Source organism: Rhizobium sp. TBD182, assembly GCF_001950375.1.
In the GTDB taxonomy this organism is placed as follows: domain Bacteria; phylum Pseudomonadota; class Alphaproteobacteria; order Rhizobiales; family Rhizobiaceae; genus Agrobacterium; species Agrobacterium tumefaciens.
This window is the reverse complement of record NZ_BDLN01000008.1, coordinates 224,611-229,729: the sequence shown is the minus strand read 5'-3', so window position 1 is coordinate 229,729 and position 5,119 is coordinate 224,611. Positions and strand designations below refer to the sequence as shown.

The window sequence follows — 5,119 nt, the reverse complement described above, 5'->3', positions numbered from 1 at the left end:
CACACCAGCAAAAGCAGCACCGAAGGCGCAAGCATAACCCGCGCCAGACCGCTCGTGTTTCGTGTTGCCATTGCACTAACCTCCCCATGGGCTCGGGCATCACGAAATGCCCCCGGCATATCCGGAAGAACCGGCTCATTCCAGTTTTGATTTGAAAGGCTTAAAGGCCGCCGCGCAGCTCGCGGCTTGCGCCCCCAAGGTTCGCTGCCCGGCATTGGCGCCGGACAGCGATCTTCAGGAGGATTACTTGATGTAACCGGCGCGGGTCATTTCACGCGTCGCTGTCGACTGGGCGCTGGCAAGCGCATCGTCGACACTGGACTGGCCGGCAACGACCGCCGAGAACAGCTGACCGACCGTGGTTCCGAGCGCCTGGAATTCAGGGATCGCCACGAACTGACCGCCGGTGTAAGGCACGGGCTTTACGGTCGGTTTGGTGATGTCGGCGGCATCCATCGCAGCAAGCGTCGGCTTGGCGAAGGCGGCTGCTTTTTCATAGTCAGCATTCTTGTAAAGCGAGGTGCGGGTACCCGGAGGCACGTTTGCCCAGCCTTCCTTGGCAGCGACGAGTTGGGTATATTCCTTGCTGGTTGCCCAGGAGATGAACTTCTCGGCGGCATCCGCCTTCTGCGAGCTCTTCGGGATAGCAAGGTTCCATGACCACAACCAGTTGCCGTGGTTCTTCAGTTCGCCATGCGTCGGGAAGAGCGCATAACCGACCTTGTCGGCAACGGTCGAATCCTTCGGGTTTGAAACGAAGGAAGCAGCCACCGTGGCATCGATCCACATGCCGCATTTGCCCTGCTGGAACAGCGTCAGGTTTTCGTTGAAGCCGTTGGAGGAAGCACCCGACGGACCGGCATCCTTCATCAGATCGACGTAGAACTGAAGAGCACTCTTCCATTCCGGCTGATCGAACTGCGGCTTCCAGTTCTCATCGAACCAGCGGCCGCCAAAGGAGTTGGTGAGCGCGCTGATGAAGGCCATGTTCTCGCCCCAGCCAGCCTTGCCGCGCAGGCACATGCCGTTGATATCCGCCTTGCGATCGGTAATCTTGCGGGCAGCGTCACCGATGAATTCCCAGGTCGGGTTTTCAGGCATCTTCAGGCCGGCTTTTTCAAACAGGTCCTTGCGATACATGATCATGGCGGATTCGCCGTAGAACGGCGCCGCATAAAGCTTGCCTTCGCTGGAAAGACCACCACGGATCGCCGGCAGAATATCATCCACGTCGTATTTGTCGCCAAGCTTTTCGAGCGGCAGCAGCCAGCCCTGCTTGGCCCAGATCGGCACTTCATAGTTGCCGATGGTCATGATGTCGTACTGACCGCCATTGGTGGCGATATCGGTCGTCACGCGCTCGCGCAGGACGTTTTCTTCAAGCGTGACCCATTCCACCTTGATGTCGGGGTTCTTGGTGGTGAAGTCGGAGGTCAGACCCTGCATGCGGATCATGTCGCCGTTGTTGACGGTGGCGATGGTCAGCGTTTCGGCGGAAGCAAGGGTCGAAAAGGCGAGTGCCGAGCATGCGCCCAGCAAAATGGTCTTCAATGTCATATCTTCCTCCCAGAAGAAATTTATGAGCATTCGCTTTGCTCTGGGGCATTTACTCACCCGCAGCCGAAAAAAGTCAAGCAACATCCTGTGCTGCGGCGCACATGGAAAAATCAAACTATTGATTTTAATGGATTAATTTTTGCTCAGTGTGTGAGCAAATATTCACTTGTCGCTTCGTCGGTGATGAGGCCGTTCAAAAGACCACCCCTCAGTGCCGCGAGAATCGAGGCATTCTTGCGCGCGCCCTGCGCCATGCCGATGACCGTGCAGGTCTCTCTGGACGGAATGGGAACGGAGGCGACGCGCTCGTTGACGGAATGGTCGAGAATGCGGCCGTTGGCATCATACATCCAGCCGCAGATTTCGCCGATCGCACCGCTTGCCATCAGGGCCTTCATCTCGTCGACACCGAGAAAACCATCAACGCAGAGCGGTGCATTTTCTCCCAGTTCGCCGACGCCGACGAAGGTGACATTGGCGGCTGCACCCAGCGCCAGCGTGGAGCGCACCATGGACTGGTCGTGCAGCAGTTCCCGCTCTTCCGCAGACGAGCAGAGAACCGGCAGCGGCATCGGGAAATGCCGCGCCTTGATGGCATCGGCCATACTGAAGATGACGTTGTAATAGGCGGCCGATCCATCCGGCCCGATATTGCCTGTCAGTGACACGATGCGGTGCTGCGGACATTCCATCGGCGGCAGTTGGTCCACAGCCGCCTTCAGCGTACGGCCGGTGCCGATGGCAAGCACGATGGGATCGGCATTTTTCAGCCAGCGCTCGATTTCCGCCGCGCCGGCCTCGGCAATGCCGACCGTGGAGGAAACGCCAGCGGGATCGCTCGGCACCACCTCGATATATCTAAGGTCGAATTTCTGCTTCAGCCGCTCCGCCTTTTCGATACAGGCGGCGATGGGGTGATCGAGCCGGACCTTGATCAGCCGCTCGGCGACGGCCAGCGATACCAGCCGCTGCGCCGATTGCCGGGATATGCCCATGGCAGCAGCAATCTCGTCCTGCGTGCGGCCCGCGACATAATAAAGCCAGCCAGCACGCGCCGCATCATCCAGCCGTCCATGTGCGTCGTTCCGTCTGGCCATGCCGCCGCCCTCTAAGAATTATGCTCGAGCATTTGCTGGCATTTTTTCAGGCCGCCTGTCAAACGGCGCAGCGACTGAGCGAAGCGTTTGGCGGCACCGGGCACCTCTGAAGAAGATGCAAAACATTTCCTCCGTCATGCTCGGGCCTGTCGCGAGCATCTGCAATGCACCGATTTACGAGACATTGGCAGATCCTCGGCACAAGACCGAGGATGACGTCGTGAACACAGAGGAACCTATCCCTGCGCAGTTTTCTCTATATCAAGCCGCTTCCTGCACCAGATGCCCTTCCGAAACCTCGCGGTAATGGCGTTGCGGCGGAACATAGTTCACAGGACGGATCGGGCTTTTGATCTCGTCAGTTGCCATGTTGCGCCTGATCTGGCGCCGGGCCGGATCCGGCACCGGAACGGCGGACATCAGCTTTTTCGTATAGGGGTGCTGCGGATTATCGAAGACGGCGGCGCGTGGGCCGATTTCGACGATCTCGCCGAGATACATCACCGCGACACGATGGCTGACACGCTCCACCACAGCCATATCGTGGGAAATGAACAGGAAGGCGAGGTTGAGGCTCTGTTGCAGATCGAGCAGCAGGTTACAGACCTGCGCCTTGATGGAGACATCGAGCGCCGACACCGCTTCATCGGCAACGATGACCTTGGGGTCAAGCATCAGCGAACGGGCAATGGCGATGCGCTGGCGCTGGCCGCCGGAAAACTCATGCGGGAAGCGCCGCATCATATCCGGGCTGAGGCCAACCTTCTCCATCAGGTCCGCCGCCTTTTCACGCGCCTGCGCCTTCGGTCCAAGCCGGTGTTCGATGAAGGGCTCCATGATCGCCGTGCCGATGCTCATGCGCGGATCGAGACTGGCGAAGGGGTCCTGAAAGATCATCTGCACGCTGCGGCGCATGGTGCGCAACGTCGTCTTGTCGAGTTTCATCACCTCGTAACCGTCGAGCGTCACGTTACCGGAGGTCGGCTCGATCAGCCGGGTGATCGACCGCCCCGTGGTGGACTTGCCGCAGCCGGATTCACCGACCAGCGATAGTGTCTCGCCCTCAGCCAGATCGAAAGAGACCTTCTCCACCGCATGCACGGCACCGGACTTGCGGCCGAGAAGACCGGAGCGGATATCGAAGCGGGTCGTCAGGTCCCGGACCGAAAGAATGGGCGTGCGACCACCGGAAACCGTGTTCCTGACCTCTTCGACCGGTTGGCTTTCGCCGGTCTTGATATCGATGATCGGAAAGCGGGCGGGCAGCACCCGCTCTTTCATCGAACCGAGCTTCGGCACCGCCGAAAGCAGGGCGCGCGTATAGGGATGGTTCCCGCGATGGAAGATATCGTCCGTCGTGCCGGTTTCCACCACGTCGCCGCGGAACATGACGATGGTGCGGTCCGCCACTTCCGCCACCACGCCCATATCATGGGTGATGAACAGGACCGACATGCCCTCCTCTTCCTGCAATTGCTTGATAAGGTCGAGAATCTGGCCCTGAATGGTCACGTCGAGCGCCGTCGTCGGCTCGTCTGCAATCAGGAGCTTCGGCTTGGAGGCAAGCGCCATAGCAATCATCACGCGCTGGCGCATGCCGCCGGAAAACTGGTGCGGATAGTCGTCGAAACGGTTCTTCGCATTGGGAATGCGGACTTTTTCCAGAAGCCTGACAACCTCGGCCTTGGCAGCAGATGAGGAAATATCCTGGTGCACGGTCAGCGCTTCGGCGATCTGCTTGCCGATCGGGAAGATCGGATTGAGGCTGGTCATCGGCTCCTGGAAGATCATCGAAATGTCCTTGCCGCGAACCTTGCGCATCTCCTCTTCCGGAAGTGCCAGCAAATCGCGCCCGCCGAGCATGACCTTACCCTCGATGCGGCTCGTTTTCTTATCGAGAAGCCGCATGATCGACAGCGACGTCACGCTTTTGCCCGAGCCGCTCTCGCCAACGATCGCCACCGTCTCGCGGGGCGCAATGTCGAAACTCATATTGCGGACCACCGATTTCCAGCCGCCATCAACGCGGAAGGACGTGGTCAGATTTTGAACCGAAAGAACCGGACTTACCGAACCGCCGGTCTGTTCCATGGATGTTGCCGCCAAAAGCATGCCGATCTCCTGAAAAGCGAAAGGCGGCCATGAAGGCCGCCGGATGTCTTACGCAGCAAGCGCGGTTTCGGCCATCGAGACCCAGTAGCTGATGCCGTAAGGCAGGGCCTCGTCATTGAAGTCATAGGCGGCATTGTGCAGCCCGGCCGTGTCGCCGTTACCGATGAAGATGAAGGCGCCGGGGCGTGCTTCCAGCATGTAGGAAAAATCTTCCGCGCCCATATGCGGGTTGGGATTGGTGTTGACGGCGTTTGCGCCTGCCACACCTGCCGCCACGCTGGTTGCGAATTCGGTTTCGTCATTGTGGTTGAAGGTGACGGGATAACCGCGATCGTATCTCACCTCCGCCGTCG

At 59.3% G+C, this 5,119-nt stretch carries 4 protein-coding genes; all 4 read right to left on the bottom strand.

The window, feature by feature from the left end; genetic code table 11:
* Positions 1–243 precede the first annotated feature (243 nt).
* Positions 244–1,557 (bottom strand): ABC transporter substrate-binding protein, encoded by a 1,314-nt coding sequence (locus tag T18_RS21320; protein ID WP_003518078.1) that lies wholly within the window; start codon positions 1,555–1,557, stop codon positions 244–246.
* Positions 1,558–1,700: 143 nt separating this feature from the next.
* A complete protein-coding gene (locus T18_RS21315; RefSeq protein WP_038494970.1) occupies positions 1,701–2,654 on the bottom strand; it encodes a sugar-binding transcriptional regulator in 954 nt (317 codons plus the stop codon).
* 261 nt (positions 2,655–2,915) lie between these two features.
* Positions 2,916–4,766 carry an ABC transporter ATP-binding protein gene (locus T18_RS21310; RefSeq protein WP_003518082.1) on the bottom strand — a complete coding sequence of 617 codons (1,851 nt, stop codon included), beginning with the start codon at positions 4,764–4,766 and terminating at the stop codon, positions 2,916–2,918.
* Between the two features lie 48 nt (positions 4,767–4,814).
* On the bottom strand, positions 4,815–5,119 hold a 305-nt coding region (locus T18_RS27810; RefSeq protein ID WP_323455245.1), incomplete at its 5' end, for a M20/M25/M40 family metallo-hydrolase.

What these genes read in the sequence shown, in the direction of transcription:
- T18_RS21310 (WP_003518082.1), bottom strand. Translation starts at nt 4,766, where the DNA reads ATGCTTTTGGCGGCAACATCCATGGAACAGACCGGCGGTTCGGTAAGT.
- T18_RS21320 (WP_003518078.1), bottom strand. Translation starts at nt 1,557, where the DNA reads ATGACATTGAAGACCATTTTGCTGGGCGCATGCTCGGCACTCGCCTTT.
- T18_RS21315 (WP_038494970.1), bottom strand. Translation starts at nt 2,654, where the DNA reads ATGGCCAGACGGAACGACGCACATGGACGGCTGGATGATGCGGCGCGT.